The organism is Pseudoalteromonas sp. PB2-1 (assembly GCF_045040605.1).
GTDB classification, from domain to species: domain Bacteria; phylum Pseudomonadota; class Gammaproteobacteria; order Enterobacterales; family Alteromonadaceae; genus Pseudoalteromonas; species Pseudoalteromonas arabiensis.
The window spans coordinates 2,931,503-2,947,882 of sequence record NZ_CP090667.1 but is presented as its reverse complement, the minus strand read 5'-3'; the positions used below and the strand labels follow the sequence as shown (position 1 = coordinate 2,947,882).

Below are 16,380 nucleotides of genomic sequence, written 5' to 3'. Positions count from 1 at the left end.
TCACAATAGCGGCCTATTTTCAAGGTGCTTGCTGTACCTTCTAAGGTACCTATACTTCAAAGGTTGAAGTAGCAGCAAGATAATCGGGAAGCTGGTGCGTTTTCATGGAGAAAACAATGCCAACACTGCCCCCGCAACGGTAATGTGTGTGCCCTGCATGCGCAAAGTCCGGAGACCGGCCTTGGAGTAACTTACTATTTGCGTGTGCGGTGGGCACAGGCGAGGGGATATCATGCTAAATAAATCTACCTTAGGCGTAGCGGTTGCTGCTGCGTTGTCTTTTTCTGTGTCTGCGGATGAGCAGTCAATCGAGCATATTACAGTCACGGCGAATAAATTCGAACAATCAATTAATGATGTATTGGCCAGCGTAACTGTCATTAACCGCACTGATATTGAAGCTAGCTATGCGCGAGACCTACCAAGTTTACTTGCCACCCGCGCAGGCTTTCAAATCAATGCCAATGGTGGCTTTGGTCAAAACGCAGGTGTTTCACTGCGTGGTTCAGGCACACGTCATACACTTATCTTAATTGATGGTGTGCGCACAGGGTCTGCAACGCTTGGCTATAAAGGCATTAGCAATATTCCTTTAAACAGTATTGAACGTGTTGAGGTTATTAAAGGTTCTCGCGCTGCTGTGTATGGTTCTGATGCATTAGCGGGTGTGATTAATATTATTACTCGCAAAGCACAAAACACGACCTTAGATGTTACATTTGGTTCTGATTCTTATCAAGAGTACCAAGTGGCTACTGGTGGTCAGTTTGCTGGTGTTGATATTGCTGTTAATGCTGGTTATGAAAAAACAGATGGCTTTGATGTATTGCAAGGCGTAGCACCCGATGAAGATGGCTATGAAAATAAAAACCTTGGCTTTAACCTAGGCTATCAAAATGAGCAACTAGGGGAGCTTTTATTACAAGGTCAGTACTCAGAAGGTGAAGCGCAGTACGATAGTTCTTTTAGTCCTGCGGATAGCAGGGTAGAAAAAGGTGAATTCGAAAATTATCAAGCTTCATTAGGTTGGAAAAAGGCCTTTGAAAAACACAGCCATGCGATTGATATTGCAATCTCAAGCGACAGCTCAGACGATTCACGTATCGACTATACAGGTGCTGCTGTGGTCGATAAGTTTGAAACTGAACGTAAGCAAATCGATTACAACGGTCAATACTTTTTCAATCAAGCGCTGACACTAAGCGGTGGTTTAAATTGGTATAAAGATAAAGTAAATACTAACTCTGGTACTTACTTAAAAGATAGCCGCGAAGTGTTTGCAGCATTTATTGGTGCTTATTATGATGATGAACAAGTACTTGCTAATTTAACGCTACGCCAAGATGATGACCAACAGTTCGGCGACGAAACAACTTATACTGCTGCTGTGGGTTATCACTTAAACGACATCGCAACATTCCGTGTAAGCCAAAGCACTGGCTTTAAATCGCCCACATTTAATGATTTATATTTCCCTGAACCAAGCCCAGGAAATCCCAATTTATTGCCTGAAACATCTGATAACCAAGAGTTAGGCTTATCATTAAATGTGAATGACATTAGCCTGGATATTGCTATTTTCCGTAATGAAATAGATAACAAAATTGCGTGGGCACCAAATGCATCAGGTAATTGGCAGCCAACAAATATCAATGAAGCTCGCCACGAAGGGATAGAGTTTAGTTTCGAAAACCAAGTATTTGGTTTTGATCATAGTGTTAACTTTACTTATCTATCAGCAGAAGATATTGAAACAGGTGAAGCGCTGACTTATGTATCAAAACAAAGCGTGAACTGGTCACTACATAAAGCATGGGGCGACTTTGATGCGGGTATTGATATGCAGTACCGAGGAGACCGCGATGGTAAACTCACGCACTTGCCTTCATATACTCTGTGGAATTTTGTAGGTCACTACCAAGCCACTGATAATTTAACCTTATCACTTCGCGTAGAAAACCTGTTCGATAAACAGTACAACGCCGTTGATGCCTATGGCACTGACTTAGATGGTGACTTCATCAACGACGAGCTTTATTACTACAACACGGCTGAGCGTCGCTTGTTTGTAGGTGCCCGTTATCAGTTCTAATAAAGAAAATTATTAGTTCTGCGTCTAAAAGCTCGCTACCTACTTAGCGGGCTTTTTTTATTTTAGTTTATCTGCGTAATGCTGAGCGAATTTTTCAAGTTTAGGTGCAATAAGAATACTGCAATAGCCTTGGTTAGGGTTTTCGGTATAGTAGTCTTGATGGTATTGCTCCGCAGGGTAAAAGTTAGTGAGTGGGCTTATTTCAGTGACTATTGGCTCGCGAATTTGCTTTTGTAAGTTAGCAATCATTGTCTCAGCCGCCACTTTTTGTTGTTCATCGTGGTAATAAATAACACTGCGATACTGGGTGCCAACATCATTACCTTGACGGTTTAGTTGCGTGGCATCGTGCAAAGTAAAAAACATTTCAAGTAAGCTGTGGTAACTAATAATACTGCTGTCAAAATCAAGTTGAACGACTTCGGCGTGACCGGTTAAGCCAGTACAAATTTGCTGATAACTCGGGTTTTCAATGTCACCACCAGCATAACCAGAGCTGACGTTTAGCACACCCTTAACACGTCTAAATGCGGCATCAATACACCAGAAGCAACCACCGCCAAAAGTGGCTATTTGTATGTTGTTTTCCATTTTAATTTCCTCACCTTTTTGCTGACTATAGCTGAAAAAACAAAACGCCGTAAAGACGGCGTTTTATTATCGCTAAAGACTCGTTAAATGTCTTCCAGCGGTTTGTCTTTCGCTTGCTGTTCAAGTTTACCTTGTAAGTATTCGGGTGACTGAGTATTACGGGCAAGCGCTGTGTACGCTGCGGGAACTACATATAATGTTAGTAACGTAGCTACAATAACACCGGTAAATACCACAACACCAATAACCATTCGGCTCTCTGCACCTGGGCCACTTGCAAGTACAAGCGGGACAGAGCTCATCACAGTGGTGAGTGACGTCATGATGATAGGGCGTAAGCGTTGTGTTGCCGCTTGGGTAATGGCTTCGTTAAATTCAACGCCTTTGTCACGTAGTTGGTTAGCAAATTCAACAATTAAGATACCGTTCTTGGCGCTCAAACCAATCAACATCACGATACCTATTTGGCTGTAAATATTTAACGTCAGATCTGTAAACCATAAACCAAAGAGCGCGCCAACTAGGCCAAGTGGCACGGTTAGCATGATCACAAAGGGATGTACAAAGCTTTCAAATTGGGCTGCAAGTACCAAGAAGGTCACTGTGAGCGCAAGAATGAACACATAGGTCATCGCTGATGCACCTTCGTAAAACAACTGCGATTCACCTTTGTAATCAATGGCTCCATCAATGTCATTTTCTTCAGCGGCTACTTGGTTTAAGAAATTAAGTGCTTCTTCTAGTGTGTAGCCATCAGCTAAGTTTGCACTTAACGTGATTGCACGCATACGGTTGTAACGGTTTAATCGCGATGCGGTTGCTTCTTCTTTTAAGGTAATAAGGCTGTCCAGTGGAACGAGTTCACCACTGCGCGATTTCAAGTAGATATTCGAGATATCTGTTGGGTTAGCAAAGTCTTCCTTGGTCCCTTTGAGAATTACGTCATACTCTTCACCACGGTCGATAAAGGTTGTGACACGTCGTTGCCCTAACATGGTCTCTAAAGTGCGGCCTACATCGGAAACGGATACGCCTAAATCTGCGGCTTTATTCTTGTTTATATTGATTAAAAACTGTGGAAACGTTTCTTTATAATCATGGTCAATACGCACAAGGCCAGGGTTTTTCTCTGCACGCTCTATGATGCGGTCTCGCCAATCGGCAAGTTGGTCATAATCGTTACCTTGCAACACAAACTCAATTGGGCGCGATGAGCCACCGCCACCAATACCGCGGCGCATAATTGCAAATGCTCTAATATCTGTCACTTCGGTCATTTTACCGCTAATTTCGTCCATCACTTCCCATGTTGAACGCTTACGTTTATCCCAATCGGCCATACCAACGATTGCTACACCACCTTGGCCGCCCCAACCTGGCACACGAATAAGTACGCGGCTTAATTCTCCTGACTCAGAGTAAGGCATTAAACGCTCTTCAATTTTGGCCATGTTTGCTGCGTTATTCTCATAACTTGCGCCTTCAGGGCCGCTCATCATGATAAAGAAAGTGCCGCGGTCTTCTTTTGGAGTGAGCTCTGATGGTACCTGCTTAAATAGCATAAAGCTGACAACACCCATTAAGATCATGGTAAATAATAGACTCCATTTACGGCTCATGTTCGATTGCAATGAGTTGCGATAGGCATTCTCTATTTTGCTAAACGAGCGATCCATCCATTGGCTAAATTTACTTTCTTTCTCTGAGGCTTTAAGTACTTTTGAGCATAAAGCGGGAGACAGTGTTAGTGCTGTGATACTTGAAAAGAACACTGCAGCACTCACCGCCATAGCAAACTCGGTAAATAACGCGCCAATTCGACCATCCATAAATACCAACGGCACGAATACAGAAATGAGCACAAGTGTGGTGGCAATAATAGCAAATCCTACTTCACGGGCACCACGAAATGCTGCAAGTAAAGGCGGCTCGCCAAGCTCAATTCGGCGGTGGATATTTTCAAGCATCACAATGGCGTCATCTACCACTAGGCCGATAGCTAGCACTAAAGCGAGCAGGGTAAGTAAGTTGATTGAGTAGCCCATTGCAAGTAAGAACATAAAGCTACCAACAAGAGCCACAGGTACTGTTACTGCAGGCACTAAGGTTGCGCGAATATTGCCAAGGAATAAGTAAATAACTAAGACAACGAGTGCCATTGAAATTGCGAGGGTACGGTACACCTCATCAATCGATTCTTTGATGAAAACAGACGAGTCATAACTGTCTTCAATGGTGGTACCTTCAGGTAAGTTGCGTTTGATTTTTTCAAGCTCAGCGCGAGCGTTATCAACCACAGTTAAGGTATTCGCTTTGGCTTGCTTTACGATACCCAAACCAATCATATTTCGACCATTACCACGAAATAGGCTTTCGTCGTCGGCCGCTTCTAAGTGAACATCTGCAACTTCGCCAAGGCGAACTAAGTAGCCGTCATCACCACGCTTAATTACAAGGTTTCTAAAATCACGCTGGTCTTTATAACTACGGGCAGTACGAACGGTAAAATCACGGTCAATTGATTCAATTTCACCTGCCGGAAGTTCTACGTTTTCTGTACGAAGGGTATTTTCGATGTCACTGCTGGTGATACCTCGAGCAGCCATGGCTTTGCGGTTTAGCCAAATTTTCATTGCGTATTTACGCTCACCACCTACACGAACGTTTGAAACACCGTCAACAACGGCTAAACGGTCGACAATAAAACGCTGTGCGTAGTCAGATAGCTGTAATGAGTCCATCGTTGTACTGTTTAGCACGAACCAAGCAATCGGACTCTCATCACTATTCGATTTTGAAACTTCGGGTGGGCGAACTTGTTCCGGTAGGCTATCAAGTGCTCTCGCTACACGCTCACGAACATCGTTTGATGCGGCATCAATATCACGACTGATATTAAACTCAATGGTGATGTTAGAGCGGCCATTGCGGCTTGATGAGTTAATACTTTTTATGCCTTCAATACCCGATATACGGTTTTCGAGTACTTGGGTTATTTTGGTTTCGATAATCTCTGCGCTGGCCCCTGTGTACTCTGTGCTTACACTCACAATTGGCGTTTCAATATCAGGGTATTCACGCAGGGGTAGCATTGAAAATGCAACGAGACCAAAGGTAAGCAGCAATAAGTTTATTACGATCGCAAAGACCGGACGTTTAACGCTAGTATCTGTAATTTTCATGCTTTAGCCCTTGATACTAACTTTACTGCCGGTACGGATTTTAATGATCCCTTCGGTGACAACTTGTTGGCCATTCTCAAGGCCCTTATCAATAGCAACCCAGCCATTGTGACGGCCAGCAACGTGTACTTCAACCTTGTTCACCACGCCGTCTTCAATTTGGAAAACATAGTGTTTATCCTGCTGAGGAATAACCGCTTTTTCTGGCACCATAAGCGCTTGGTTTGAACTAAGCTGCAAGGCGGTATTTAGTAGCATACCTGGGCGTAGTAAACGGCTACTATTTACAAAGCTGGCTGTTACTTCAACACTGCGTGTTACTGAATCAATACGTGAGCTAATATGAGTCACTTTGCCATTAAAGGTTTTTTCTGGGTAGGCATCGTTTTGAGTCATGACTTTCATACCAAGCTGTAATTGTGCTAGGTATTTTTCAGGCACTTTAAAATCAACTTTAATAATGCTGATGTCATCCAAGGTGGTAATATTTGTGGTGCTACTTACATAGGTACCAATAGATATCTCACGTTTACCTAACAATCCCGAGAATGGCGCTGTAATCGTCATTTCAGCAAGTTTTGTTTTTGCACTTTCAAGCTGAGCTTCGGTTGCATCTACACGTGATAATTGCTCTTCAAGTAATGATTTTGCTGTTGCTTGTGAGCGTGAAAGCTCGGTTAAACGCTCTAGTTGGCGTTTTTCTTCTCTGAGGTTAATACTGAGTTCTTTAACGGTCAGTTGTTCTTCTTGTGACTGAAGTTGTACGAGTTTTTGACCTTTACTGACCAAGTCGCCATCATTAAAGTAGATATCAGTCACATAATCACTTTGGGCACTACGAATATAAATGGCTTGGTTAGCGCGAGCACTACCTATTGCTTCGATAAGTACCGCATTTTCTTCTGAGGTAACGGTGTGTGCGCTGACCTGAGTTGCAGTATCACCAAAGCCAGTTTGTTCACCTTGGCTTGAAGGTAAGTACAAATAAACACATAACCCTAATAACAGGGTAATAATAAAAGGAAAAAGCGCTTTGCCAGATTGTGTAGAATACATCATTGTGTTACCAGAGAATTAGTTGAGTGTAGTGTACAAAATTAGTACGTGTCGAGTATGTCAGGTATCCCGTAAATTTGTGCATTTGGCGTAAAAGTAAAAAAATGGCTGAGTTTGTTCCTGAAATGTAACTAAAAGTGAGTGTTTGCTATGAGTAAAGAGTCAAAATGTAACTACTGCCTGATGTTACGAAAAGTCGTGTTAGTGGGCATTGTTATGTTCGTATTTTATTTTTCTGTGTATGGTTAATATGTCTGATATTTTGAATATTCGTGCTCACGCATCCCGTCATGGTATCGAGTTTTTGCTAGTGGGTGGGATTGGGCTAACATTTATTATGTTATTTAATTTGCTAAGGCCTGGCGAAATTAGCATTATCGAGATTTTTCTCGCGAGTAGCTGTATTGCAGCGATATTCATTGGTTATTTAAAAACGCAGGAACCCTACTTTAGTTTCACATTCTGCGAAGATGCGCTCATTTATCGTCATAAAGTCGGATATTGGCAGTTAAATAGAGAGAATTTTCATCATAGTGGTATACCAAAAGTGGAACAAGGCTTAGAATACCTTGAGTTAAATGCAGTTGGTATTAAACTCAATAACATAGATGAGTTTTTGATGCAGATACAGCCAAGAATCGCAGGGCGATTATTGATTGAGCAGCGTCACCTGTTTATGCAAGTAGTTCAAAAACATTGCAAAAATGGGGATTGCCCATCAGAATGGTTAATTGAGGATACGCAATACACGGCTCCAAGCGGGCAGCGTTACAAAGGATTGATAGCTATGTTTGCCAATCGAACACGGCATCTTGGTCAATTGACAGGGTATGATCTACTGTTACCTGCCAATGTACTCGATACTGATATTTGGCAATTTAGTGCATATTTAAATCGTTGGAAATTAAACCCTAATGAGTTTATAAATACTCAATTACACAAAAATGTGAATCGTTAGGTGGTAGTAAGCAGGATAAGGCTATGAGTCAAGAACGTTCTTTTATTAAAAGTGGTCGAAACACGATAATTCATAAAGATAGAAAGCTCGATCTAGTTATCGTGAATGGCGAAAACCACCCACGAATTAAGGTGACCCAAAACGGGCTTGAACCTTTTAAAGAAGAACTGCCAAAAAATCGTCGTGAAGCGAAAGAGCGCTACCTTGAAATGGTTTATATTACGAGTGCAGATGTTTTCGCAGAAGAAAAGCGGTTGCTCTTTATTCAATCCTTAGATGGACGTGAATATAAGGTGGATTACAGTAAAATAGGCACTAAGCTATTTGTGCGTATTCATCAGGATAGCTATCTCTAAGCCCTTCTTTAATTTGGCACTTTACTTGCTTGCTATTCACTAATTTGACGGCTGGAAATGACTCTGGCTTTGTTTTCTAAGGTGATTAACATGAGACGAGTGCCCCTTCTTGCTATTGTTATAACAACACTAACAGCATGTGGCGGTGGTGGTAGTGATAGCGACAATACCCCTACTGCTGCGACAGTTAACGCAGGCGCAGATCAACAAATAATAGAAAAAAGTGAATTTACTGTCGTGGCAAAAGGCTCGCCAGCGGATGGTACCTTTACTTGGCAGCGGGTGAGTGGCCCCGCTATAGAAGGGTTTCCTGCTGATGGTGCTGAGCAATCTTTAACAGCGCCTGATATTAAGCTCGATTCAGAACTGGTACTTCGTGTGGATTACCAAACAGCTGATGGTCAGTTAGTGAGTGATGAAGTGAGCATTTTTATCAGCTCTAATAATCAGCTTCCACAACCTGTGATCACACAAATCGCCCCTGAAGAACTCCCTTCTCAGTATAATGATGAAATTATTTTAAGTGGTGAAGAGTCGTTCGATCTTGACGAAAATGGTTCAATAAACGGTTATCTTTGGTCACAACTGTCAGGCCCAGATCTCGTTATCAATAGCTATACAGATAAAACAATCAGCTTTAATCATCCTCTGCTTGAAGCGAATACACAAATGACATGGCAGTTGACTGTCACTGATGACGAAGGGGGCTCAGCAAGTATCGAACAAACGTTTACGTTAAATAAAACGAACGAGATTATTGTTGCAAATGCAGGGCAAGATCAGCAGGTTATTGAGTTTGACACCGTAACACTTGATGCGACTAATAGTGAGGTTGTTACCACAACCAAGCAATGTTTTTGGCAGCAGGTAACGGGTGAGGTTGTGACACTTGCAAATCAAAATCAATGTATCACTTCATTCACTGCCCCAGATGTTGATTCAGACACGGAACTCAGTTTTGAAGTCACTGTAACGGATAGTAAGTCACGTAGTGATACCGATACAGTGGTTATTGATATTCGCCCTAAACCACTTGGTTACATTAACGATACGGGCATGAATGATTGTTATAACAATTCGCAAAAAATTAATTGCAACAGTGACGATTTCCCAAATCAAGATGCTGATTTAGGCAGAGACAGTGTTGCTAATCAGCTTGATAAGGTGGGGCAAGGCGACTTGGCATTTGATTTCACAAAATTAAACCAATTTGCAGATGAGTTGCCCGATGATGCCACAAACTTTAGCTGCGTTCGAGATAATGTGACGGGGTTGATTTGGGAAGTAAAAGCGGCAAGTTCAGCTCTGCCACCGGCAACGACTGTCCGTGCCTCAACAAATCACTACACTTGGTATTTAGATGAGGGAAATGGAGCACAAACAGGAAGTGTGCAAGGTGCGCCAAATTCAACATGTTCAAGTAATACCGCCTGTGGTTTACAAACTTATGTAGAAGAAGTTAATGCCACTGATTTTTGCGGGGGCACAAACTGGCGAGTGCCTACTTATACTGAGTTGCAAGGCTTGCTCGATTACTCTAAACAAGGTGAAGCAAGCTTACTGAGTAGTGAGTTTTTCCCAAATCAACCTGATGCGACCCAGTTAAGCAGTAATAGTGACGCATTTATGCCGTACTGGACATCACAAACTGCTGCTGATGGTACGAGTTTATCGCAGGCCTATATTATTGATATGAGTAGCGCGAACGATTTAGCGTATCCAAAAAACAATACAGCGTTTGTTCGCTTAGTTAGAACACCAGGAGAGTAAAATGCGTCAATTATCTTTACTAGTATCGGTTGGATTATTTGCAGCATCAGCCGGTGTTGCTCAAGCACAAGTGTGTTACGACGGTGTCGCAGAAACGACGCCAACAACGCGGTTTGTTATTAATGACGATGGCACGGTAAGCGATAGCAAAACAGGGTTAATGTGGCAACGCTGTAGCTTTGGTCAAAGCTATAATACAGAAACATTAAACTGTGAAGGAACGAGCCAACAATTATCATGGGGTGAGGCATTACGCGGCGCAACGATGAGTGATTATGCTCAGTATAGCGACTGGCATGTGCCAAACATAAAAGAATTGGCAAGCATTTTAGAACATCAATGTGTTCAACCGAGCATTAATGAACAAGTTTTCTATGCCACCAAATTACAAAACTACTGGAGCAGTACCTCAGGTAAAGAACGAACTGATCTTGCTTGGGTTTATCAATTTGATAAAGGCGTAAATAGCTTACATGCGAAAACGTCGGATCTGTATTTACGCCTAGTTCGTTACGAAAAGTAACGTTGAATTATTTCTAACCGCGCTTTTTCAAGCGCGGTTTTTATATCAGCCCCTTTTATACCTTGAGCAATAAACTGCTGAGGATTGACAGCGCGTGCTTGCTTGGCTGCTTGTTCAAGTTCATTAGCAAAGTTAAGTGGTTTTTGTTCACTGATCTCAAGCGCTTCTAAAACTTGCTCGAAGCGCTCTGGGCGTCGCCACAAATCAAGCTGATTAAAGCAGCTAAGAACCGCATTGCTATCTAATTGACTAGCACACAGTGTTTGCCTGTGTGCTTGCGCGTTTAATGCTAAATCTCGTACTTCATTGGGTAAACGAATTTTCTGAGCGAGCGTTTTAATTGCCTCTTCACTGAACGAAAGTGTTACTTGGCTAAACAGTAATGCAGTATTGGTAATTCCACGTTGCTGTGCATAATTAAAGCGGGCTTGTAAGGTGCGATATAAGGCACTGTCCCACTGCTTTTCAAGGAAAGGACTGATTACGTGTAAGCCTTTTATAGCGAATAATACATTTAAAAATTCCGCGAAGGCTCCATCACTTAATGACTTTTCGCATTCTAGCCAAATACGTTCTGCGGTGAGCGTTTCAAGCTCGCCATTCGCCACCATAGACATAAGCAAACGGTTAGTTTCAGGTGCAATGGTAAAGCCTAAGTAATGATAGCGGGCTGCAAAGCGAGCAACACGGAGAATGCGTAAAGGATCTTCACTAAAGGCATCAGACACATGGCGTAAGATACGGTTTTTAATATCATTTTGGCCGTTGAATGGATCGAACAATGTGCCGTCTTTCGCTTGAGCAATGGCATTAACGGTCAGATCACGGCGTATTAAATCTTCTTCTAAGGTGACATCAGGGGCGAAGTCGCAAATAAAGCCAGTATACCCTTCCCCTTGCTTTCGCTCTGTGCGAGCGAGTGCATATTCTTCTTTTGTTTTTGGATGTAAAAAAACAGGAAAATCTTTACCAACTTGTTGATAGCCTTGCTTAAGTAGTTCTTCTGGTGTCGCACCAACCACAACGTAATCACGCTCTTTTATCTCACGACCCAGTAGGGCATCCCTGACTGCGCCACCCACTAAATAAACCTGCATAGTTCACCTGCTATTTTGCCTTTTTGGTATTTTACGTTATTTATTCATTAAAATGCGAACAAGGTTTTAAGTGGCGTTTTTTTTTGCCATTATAGGCCGTGATTTTAAACGCAAGGAATATCACGGTGTATTTAAGCTATTTTGGCTTGTCAGAAAAACCTTTTTCGATTGCTCCGAACCCTGAATATTTATTTCTCAGTGAACGCCACAAAGAAGCGTTAGCGCATCTAACTTACGGCCTAGGAGAAGCGGGAGGGTTTGTATTGCTGACAGGTGAGGTGGGGACAGGGAAAACAACATTAACAAGAAGCCTGCAAGAACAGCTTCCAGAAAATACACAAGTTGCACAAATTCATAATCCTGCCTTATCGCAACTTGAATTGTTGGCCAGTATTTGTGATGAATTAAATATTACTTACGACAGCAATAATGCGACGTTGAAAACATTAACCGATGTGATCAAAAAGCATTTGGAGTCAAATAATAGCGCGGGTGGCCACACCATTTTAATTATTGATGAAGCGCAATTACTTGCTCCTGATGTACTTGAGCAATTGCGTTTATTGACCAATATAGAAACGGATCATAAAAAGCTATTACAAATCGTTTTAGTGGGACAACCAGAGTTACAAGCATTACTTAAACGCACAGAACTTAGGCAATTGGCACAGCGTATAACAGCACGCTATCATCTATTACCGCTAACAGAAGGGCAAGTATTTGCGTATGTTAAACATCGTTTGTCTAAAGCAGGAACCGAACAAGCGTTGTTCTCCAGGGATGCTCTAAAGGCTATCTATCAAGTGACGCAGGGCGTCCCGAGATTGATTAACCTATTGTGTGAACGCTGTTTAGTGGGTGCTTTTTCTCAACAAAAGTTGAGCATAGATAGTGAACTGGTGATGCGTTCTGCCGAGGAAGCTTTGCCACCAAGTAGCACAGTCATTACAGCAACCGCCAATACACAATCCAATTATGTTTGGCTTTACCCTGTTTCATTTTTAGTCGTCTTAGGTGTGGGTATTGGTTTATCCTACCTAATATAAAGAGTGCTCATTTATGTCATTACTTTTAGATGCAATTAAACAATCTGGTCAGCATGAGCAAACCGCCGCTGAGCATGACCAAGCTGCATTACAATTAAAACAGCAGCAGGAATTAACTCGTTACAGACGCCTTGCCCTGTCATTTGGGCTTTTATTAGCTGCGATTTTGACGCTGATGGCAGGGTTTTCAATTGGCAAATGGCTACAAAATAATAAGTCATTGGATAGCGCAGTTGTTACAAGCACGCAGCAAACGCTTGATAAAAAAGAGACAGTGGAGAATACGGAACAAGCTGCCACTGACGCTGCGCAAACGGCTGCTCAGCCACACGCAATAAATGCGGCTGTAACGTCAACACAACTCCCGCAACCTTCAATGCAGCAAATGCCTGTGCAAGGGCAACAATATCAATGGGTTCAGGTGCCAGTAAATTCAGTTCCTGTGTATGTCAATCAGGGGCAGCCTGTTTATCAACAGCCAATTTATCAAGGTCAACCGATTTATCAAACACAGCCGCAGTTTTCACAGCCTGTGCAAATGACGCAAAATAATAGCTCGCGACAGGTAAGCGACCAAGGTATTGATTTAAGTAAATATAAGGTATTGGGTAAGCCACTAAATAGCGAGCCATCAGCCCCCCCTCAGCAAACCCTCGACAATGACGAGCTTAAAGATGTGCCCGATACGTTGAAAGATGCATTTGCTAAAGCGGTGCAGGATGTTGATAGTCAGCATTTTTCAGAAGTCACTCACAGTACGAAAAACTCATCCTATGCCGAGCCCATTGAGCTATTACCTGTATCGTTACAAAACCAGTTACCTACGATTAAGTATCAGGCACATATTTATGCGTCAGAAACATCAAAACGTTGGATTAAGCTAAATGGCCGTGAATTATATGAAGGTGACAGTATAGGTGTGCTGTCAGTGGTCGAGATTACGCCAGAGCAAAGTTTGCTCAGTTACGATGGTTACGAGTTTACTTTGAAAGCACTACAAGATTGGCCTGAATAGGTTTTACTAAAACTGATAGCTTAGGGCGACTTTTATATTACGACCAAATATAGGTCGCCCATAAAATAGGGGATCTTGGTGGTTTAAATCATCTCTGGGATTGCCTTCTGTTAAACCAAGCGTGTTGGTGAGGTTTTTAATTTCTAGCTGTAAGCTTAACTGCTCATTCATGGTGAACTCACTGAAAAAATCCCATGTTTGATAAGCTGGCAATGCGAATTGATTGGCGGTATCGGAGTATCGCTCGCCGATGTAAGCCCATGTGATCGCAGCTTGAAAATTGTCTGACTTATACTCCGGTGTCAGTCGAAACTGTAGCTCAGGTGTGCGGGTTATTTGGTTACCATTAAACTCGCTTTGAGGAAGGGATGATGGGATCCCATAGAACCCTGCATCTTGCCATACCCCAACGCCTTTGAATTGCCAAGATGCGTTGTATTGGTAGCTGAATTCAAATTCTAACCCTTGCGTTTGTGTGTTAATTAAAATTGCCTTTTGTGGCCCTGTTGCACCTCTATAAACAGTAAAAGGAAGCGGGTCAAAATTAGTATCAAATAAAGCCCCACTAAATTGCCAATGTGATGTTTGCAGTCGTAAGCCGATTTCACCCAAGGTTAAACGTATTGGTTTGCCAAAGTTTTGCTGGTCTCGCTCAATATTGTTGGAAGCCCAACCACGCGCATTACCAAAATTAATTAATCGAGGCATTTCAAAAGCGTCTGAGTAGCGAGCAAATACGGCAAGGTGTTGCTGTATCTGATAATTCGCGCCAACACTAAACGCTGTTTGGTTAAATGTGTCATGTAATGAACTTGGGGCAAGGTAATGCGAGTAATAAGGCTTTAGCGAATTGGTTGGTGATATTGCGCCTTCAAATAGGGTGCTGTCTAAGTTGAGGTTTTCATTACGAAGCGCAAGGTCAAACCTAAGGCTGTCTGTGATTTGCCAATCAAAATTAGCATAAAAAGAATGGGACTCAGATAAACCGACTCCTTTTAAATACACAGGACCCGCATACGATAAAAAGCCTTGTTCATTGAAGTTACCAACAACTTCTCCTTGATTATTTGTCAGTACAATTTCTAAACGATCAGGTTGATGCTTTACATCAGTGAGTAATTCACCAAGCCATTGGTCAAGGGGTAATGAGCTAAAGTCGCTGTGCGCATAAATATGCCCTAAGCTGAGTGACCAGTGATCATCAAGGTAATTGATTCGAAAGTGGTTAATCAACTGTTGTTGTTTGTAGTGTGAGTGCAGTGGGAAACTGGAGGTGACTAAGCCATTTTCATTGAGGCGGCTAGGGTCATCGATTAATTTGTTGTCGCTGACCCGTCGGTACTGTGCGGTTAAATCTGTATCTTCAAAAGAGTGTTTAAAGTCGGTTATATCTTGTTGTTGTAAACGGCTTTGGGCATCAACAATAGTTTGGTTGCCTAAATTCATAAGCGTGTAAAGTTCATTGTTTAGCTTGGCGTAACGAGTGCGGTTAGTGATATTTACTTTGTCACTCAGTGGCGCTTTAAATACTAACGTGTAACTATTCATTTGTGTGTGCTGAGCATCACCCAGATCATGAACAAGCGGGCCTTCAGGAGTGCGAAACGCTAACAATTTTAAATCGTCACTTAATAGCGTGCCATCGTCATAGGCAAGACTATCGAGTTGTTGAATTTTTTGTTTATTTTCTAAAATTAGCGGAGCATAAAAGCTGGTTTTATCATTTAGGTGTTTGTAGCTAAAGTCAAATTCAAAACTGTCAGTTAACCAACTGATTTTTGTACTAAATTGGCCTCCTTTATCCGCTTTATAGCCAGGTTCACGAATACCATCTGAGGTACGGTAAAATCCACCGATTGTATAAAACAGTTCATCAGTTAAAGGGCCCGTAAAGACACCGTCAAAGCGTGTGTAATCATAGCTGATGCCATGACTTAATTTGATTAGGTTAAATGGTATTGCAGAGCCTTGTCTTGTTATATAGTTCACCATAGCCGCAGGGCCATTAAGGGTAAAAATACCGCTGCTACCACCACGTACAGCTTCGATGGTCTGGTGGGTCAGATCGGGTCGTAAGAAAAAATCTCCCCATATTCCATCGTAGGTAATGGGCAAGCCATCTTCCATCAAACTAATAAAACGAAACCCTTCACCGCCTCTTAAGCCTCTTGGTGAGACATTATTGTTTGTTTCGCCGCCTGAGTCTTCAACCCAAAAACCGGTGACATTTTTAAGCACCTCAGCGCTTGAATAAGGTGTTTGTTGCTCAAGCTTAGAGCTGGATAGTTGTGTAATAGAAATGGAAGAATTTAAGATATTACGACTTTTACCACTGACGCCTGTTACGATGATGCGCTCAAAATCATCAGTGGGCGTTTGCTTTGATAACGTGACAAAGATGCGCTGCTCAGTCAAAGCGAGTGTGAACTGATAGCGAGAGCCTTGCAGGACGTCAGTGAGTATTTCACTCAACGTGAAGTCCCCTTGTAAAGGTGGAAGCACGCTATGTTCACTGATTGAGGCAGCACTGAGCTGCCAGCCACTTTGCGCTGCAATATCGAGCAAGCGCTGTTGCAAGGTTGCTTCAGCTAAATCGAATGCATAGTCAGTGCTAGCATGTGCTTTGCTAGTAAATAATATTAACCATATTAGTGTTGTGGTTAATAGTCTTAACAACATAGTTTAATTAGATAT

The 16,380-nt window shown here is 42.3% G+C and carries 12 protein-coding genes and 1 riboswitch; of the genes, 7 read left to right on the top strand and 5 right to left on the bottom strand.

Features of this window, described 5'->3' with window-relative positions; genetic code table 11:
* Positions 1-26: 26 nt before the first annotated feature.
* Positions 27-199, top strand: a riboswitch (cobalamin riboswitch).
* A gap of 33 nt (positions 200-232) precedes the next feature.
* A complete protein-coding gene (locus L0Z67_RS13720; RefSeq protein ID WP_405128136.1) occupies positions 233-2,092 on the top strand; it encodes a TonB-dependent receptor plug domain-containing protein in 1,860 nt (619 codons plus the stop codon).
* 57 nt (positions 2,093-2,149) lie between these two features.
* On the opposite strand, the gene msrA is transcribed toward L0Z67_RS13720, so the two are convergent.
* The 3 genes from msrA to L0Z67_RS13705 all read right to left on the bottom strand — a co-directional run bounded on the left by msrA (position 2,150) and on the right by L0Z67_RS13705 (position 6,921).
* A complete protein-coding gene (msrA, locus tag L0Z67_RS13715; RefSeq protein ID WP_130149509.1) occupies positions 2,150-2,683 on the bottom strand; it encodes a peptide-methionine (S)-S-oxide reductase MsrA in 534 nt (177 codons plus the stop codon).
* A gap of 83 nt (positions 2,684-2,766) precedes the next feature.
* Complete coding sequence (locus L0Z67_RS13710; protein ID WP_405128135.1) at positions 2,767-5,865, bottom strand: efflux RND transporter permease subunit; 3,099 nt, start codon at positions 5,863-5,865, stop codon at positions 2,767-2,769.
* 3 nt (positions 5,866-5,868) lie between these two features.
* Positions 5,869-6,921 (bottom strand): efflux RND transporter periplasmic adaptor subunit, encoded by a 1,053-nt coding sequence (locus L0Z67_RS13705; protein ID WP_062568830.1) that lies wholly within the window; start codon positions 6,919-6,921, stop codon positions 5,869-5,871.
* Between the two features lie 241 nt (positions 6,922-7,162).
* On the opposite strand from L0Z67_RS13705, the gene L0Z67_RS13700 reads away from it, so the two are divergent.
* The 4 genes from L0Z67_RS13700 (at position 7,163) to L0Z67_RS13685 (ending at position 10,528) form a co-directional block, all read left to right on the top strand.
* Entirely contained in the window at positions 7,163-7,879 is a 717-nt protein-coding gene (locus L0Z67_RS13700; RefSeq protein ID WP_062568759.1) for a DUF2982 domain-containing protein, read from the top strand.
* 23 nt (positions 7,880-7,902) lie between these two features.
* Positions 7,903-8,235, top strand: coding sequence for a hypothetical protein (locus tag L0Z67_RS13695; protein WP_062568760.1), 333 nt, complete (start codon positions 7,903-7,905; stop codon positions 8,233-8,235).
* A gap of 90 nt (positions 8,236-8,325) precedes the next feature.
* Complete coding sequence (locus L0Z67_RS13690) at positions 8,326-10,005, top strand: PKD domain-containing protein (protein ID WP_405128134.1); 1,680 nt, start codon at positions 8,326-8,328, stop codon at positions 10,003-10,005.
* A 1-nt stretch (position 10,006) separates the two neighbouring features.
* The gene (locus tag L0Z67_RS13685; RefSeq protein WP_062568762.1) at positions 10,007-10,528 is read left to right on the top strand and encodes a DUF1566 domain-containing protein; all 522 of its coding nucleotides are present in this window, start codon (positions 10,007-10,009) and stop codon (positions 10,526-10,528) included.
* On the opposite strand, the gene L0Z67_RS13680 is transcribed toward L0Z67_RS13685, so the two are convergent.
* Positions 10,516-11,625 carry a tRNA nucleotidyltransferase gene (locus L0Z67_RS13680; RefSeq protein WP_405128133.1) on the bottom strand — a complete coding sequence of 370 codons (1,110 nt, stop codon included), beginning with the start codon at positions 11,623-11,625 and terminating at the stop codon, positions 10,516-10,518. The genes L0Z67_RS13685 and L0Z67_RS13680 overlap by 13 nt on opposite strands.
* Before the next feature lie 125 nt (positions 11,626-11,750).
* On the opposite strand from L0Z67_RS13680, the gene L0Z67_RS13675 reads away from it, so the two are divergent.
* Together L0Z67_RS13675 and L0Z67_RS13670 are read left to right on the top strand one after the other, a co-directional pair.
* Positions 11,751-12,671 carry an ExeA family protein gene (locus L0Z67_RS13675; protein ID WP_062568764.1) on the top strand — a complete coding sequence of 307 codons (921 nt, stop codon included), beginning with the start codon at positions 11,751-11,753 and terminating at the stop codon, positions 12,669-12,671.
* Between the two features lie 13 nt (positions 12,672-12,684).
* Complete coding sequence (locus L0Z67_RS13670; RefSeq protein ID WP_405128132.1) at positions 12,685-13,686, top strand: general secretion pathway protein GspB; 1,002 nt, start codon at positions 12,685-12,687, stop codon at positions 13,684-13,686.
* A gap of 6 nt (positions 13,687-13,692) precedes the next feature.
* Here the strand turns inward: L0Z67_RS13670 and L0Z67_RS13665 are convergent, their stop codons facing one another.
* Positions 13,693-16,365: a TonB-dependent receptor gene (locus L0Z67_RS13665; RefSeq protein ID WP_405128131.1), complete on the bottom strand. Its 2,673-nt coding sequence runs from the start codon at positions 16,363-16,365 to the stop codon at positions 13,693-13,695.
* Positions 16,366-16,380 lie beyond the last annotated feature (15 nt).

Coding starts and splice junctions, on each gene's coding strand:
- L0Z67_RS13710 (WP_405128135.1), bottom strand. CDS start 5,865: ATGAAAATTACAGATACTAGCGTTAAACGTCCGGTCTTTGCGATCGTA.
- L0Z67_RS13680 (WP_405128133.1), bottom strand. CDS start 11,625: ATGCAGGTTTATTTAGTGGGTGGCGCAGTCAGGGATGCCCTACTGGGT.
- L0Z67_RS13695 (WP_062568760.1), top strand. CDS start 7,903: ATGAGTCAAGAACGTTCTTTTATTAAAAGTGGTCGAAACACGATAATT.
- L0Z67_RS13720 (WP_405128136.1), top strand. CDS start 233: ATGCTAAATAAATCTACCTTAGGCGTAGCGGTTGCTGCTGCGTTGTCT.
- L0Z67_RS13690 (WP_405128134.1), top strand. CDS start 8,326: ATGAGACGAGTGCCCCTTCTTGCTATTGTTATAACAACACTAACAGCA.
- L0Z67_RS13685 (WP_062568762.1), top strand. CDS start 10,007: ATGCGTCAATTATCTTTACTAGTATCGGTTGGATTATTTGCAGCATCA.
- L0Z67_RS13670 (WP_405128132.1), top strand. CDS start 12,685: ATGTCATTACTTTTAGATGCAATTAAACAATCTGGTCAGCATGAGCAA.
- L0Z67_RS13665 (WP_405128131.1), bottom strand. CDS start 16,365: ATGTTGTTAAGACTATTAACCACAACACTAATATGGTTAATATTATTT.
- msrA (WP_130149509.1), bottom strand. CDS start 2,683: ATGGAAAACAACATACAAATAGCCACTTTTGGCGGTGGTTGCTTCTGG.
- L0Z67_RS13705 (WP_062568830.1), bottom strand. CDS start 6,921: ATGTATTCTACACAATCTGGCAAAGCGCTTTTTCCTTTTATTATTACC.
- L0Z67_RS13700 (WP_062568759.1), top strand. CDS start 7,163: ATGGTTAATATGTCTGATATTTTGAATATTCGTGCTCACGCATCCCGT.